The sequence below is a fragment of the Mycobacterium sp. IS-1264 genome, assembly GCF_001954195.1.
In the GTDB taxonomy this organism is placed as follows: domain Bacteria; phylum Actinomycetota; class Actinomycetes; order Mycobacteriales; family Mycobacteriaceae; genus Mycobacterium.
On record NZ_MBES01000030.1, the window covers coordinates 1 to 2,282 of the forward strand.

Annotated in this window: 1 protein-coding gene; it reads left to right on the forward strand. The window is 66.5% G+C overall.

Going from position 1 to position 2,282, the window contains the following annotated elements; translation table 11 throughout:
* Positions 1–2,282, forward strand: a 2,282-nt coding sequence (locus A5744_RS05950) for a non-ribosomal peptide synthetase (protein WP_139331253.1), incomplete at both ends; no start/stop codon positions are given.

The window sequence follows — 2,282 nt, forward strand, 5'->3', positions numbered from 1 at the left end:
CAGAACTTCGCCGGTCATGAGGACCCGGCGGCGGGTTTGGTGCTGGAGGGCCTTGAGGTCAGCCCGATTCCGTTGGATACCCATAGCGCGCGTATGGATCTGGCGTTTTCGTTGGGGGAGCGTTTCACCGAGGCTGGTGAGCCCGCCGGAATCGGTGGGGCGGTGGAATTTCGCACCGACGTGTTCGACCCGGAAAGCATCCAGGTGCTCATCGAGCGGTTGGAGCGGGTGTTGATGGCGATGACCGCCGATGCGGGGCGGCGCGTGTCGTCGGTGGATGTGCTCGATGCGGCTGAGCATGCCCGCTTGGATGAGATCGGTCACCGGACGGTGGTGACCCAGTCGGTGAGCGCGCCGGTGTCGGTTCCGGAGTTGTTCGCCGCGCAGGTGTCCCGGACTCCGGAGGCGGTGGCGCTCAGTTGTGGTGAGCAGTCCTGGACTTATCGCCAACTCGATGAGGCGGCTAATCGGTTGGCGCATTTGTTGGTTGGCCGGGGCGTGGGGCCTGGGTGTGTGGTGGGGGTGTTGCTGCAGCGCTCTCCACACGCTATCGCCGCGATCACCGCGGTGCTCAAAACCGGGGCGGCGTATCTGCCCATCGACCCTGAACATCCGCGGGAGCGTATCGAGTTCATGCTCACCGATGCCGCGCCGGTAGCGGTGTTGAGCACCGCGGATCTGGCTGGGCGCCTCGACGGGTTGGGTATGGCGGTCATCGACATCACCGACCCCGGGGTGCAGAGCCAGTCGAGCACCCCTTTACCAGCGCCGGGCCCCGAGGATATCGCCCATCTGATTTACACCTCGGGCACCACCGGGGCGCCCAAGGGGGTGGCGGCCACCCACCGCAACATCACCCAACTGCTGGGGTGCTTGGATGCTGATCTGCTGGCCGAGTCGAAACAGGTGTGGGCGCAGTGTCATTCGCTTGCTTTCGACATCTCGGTGTGGGAGATCTGGGGCCCGTTGCTTCATGGTGGGCGGTTGGTGGTGATCCCGGACTCACTGACTCGTTCGGCCCCCGATCTTCACGATGTGCTGGCTGCCCAACACGTCAGCGTGTTAACCCAAACCCCTTCTGCGGCAGCGGCGTTGTCCCCGCAGGGGTTGGAGTCGCTGACATTGGTGTTAGGCGGTGAGTTCTGCCCGGCGGAAGTGATCAACCGCTGGGCGGGCCCGGGTCGGGTGGTGATCAACGGCTATGGCCCCACCGAAACCACCATGTGCGTGACCCTGACCGCGCCCCTAACACCGGATGGTGAGCCACCGCCGATCGGCGCGCCGGTGAGCGGGGCGGCATTGTGGGTGCTCGATCGGTGGCTGCGCCCGGTGCCGATCGGGGTCGTCGGGGAGTTGTATGTGGCCGGCGCCGGGCTGGGCTGCGGCTATTGGCGGCGGTCAGCGTTGACCGCGTCGCGGTTTGTGGCCTGCCCCTTCGGCGGGCCCGGGGCGCCGGGAACGCGGATGTATCGCACCGGGGATTTGGTGCGCTGGCGCGCCGATGGCCAACTCGACTACGTGGGCCGCGCTGATGAGCAGGTCAAAATCCGCGGCTACCGCATCGAGCTCGGCGAAATCCGCGCCGCCCTAACCCAACTCGACGGGGTCCAACAAGCCGCGGTGCTCGCCCGCGAGGACCGCCCCGGCGACAAACGCCTCATCGGCTACATCACCGGAACAGCCAACCCCGCCACCATCCGCGACCAACTCGCCGCGCGGCTACCCGCCTACATGATCCCGGCCCAGATCATGATGCTCGACGCGCTACCGCTCACGGTCAACGGCAAACTCGACACCGCCGCCCTCCCCGCCCCCGACTACACCATCGGCGGGTATCGGGCCCCGAGCACCCCCACCGAAGAAATCCTGGCCGGCATCTACGCCCGAATACTCGGACACGACCGCGTCGGCATCGACGACTCCTTCTTCGACCTCGGCGGAGACTCACTCTCGGCGATGCGCCTGGTGGCGGCGATCAACACCGCATTGGATGCCGACGTTGGGGTGCGTGTCGTGTTCGATGCGCCCACGGTTGCCAGGTTGGCGCCGCGTATCGCTGAGGGCGCTGGTCGGCTGGATCCCGTGGTGGCAGTTGAGCGCCCGGCGGTGGTTCCGTTGTCGTTTGCCCAGCAGCGGTTGTGGTTTATCGACCAGTTGCAGGGGCCCTCGCCGGTCTACAACACCGCGGCGGCGTTGCGGCTAAGCGGGCCGCTCGATGTTGATGCATTGGCTGCGGCGCTGACCGATGTGGTGGGCCGTCATGAAAGCCTGCGCACTGTGTT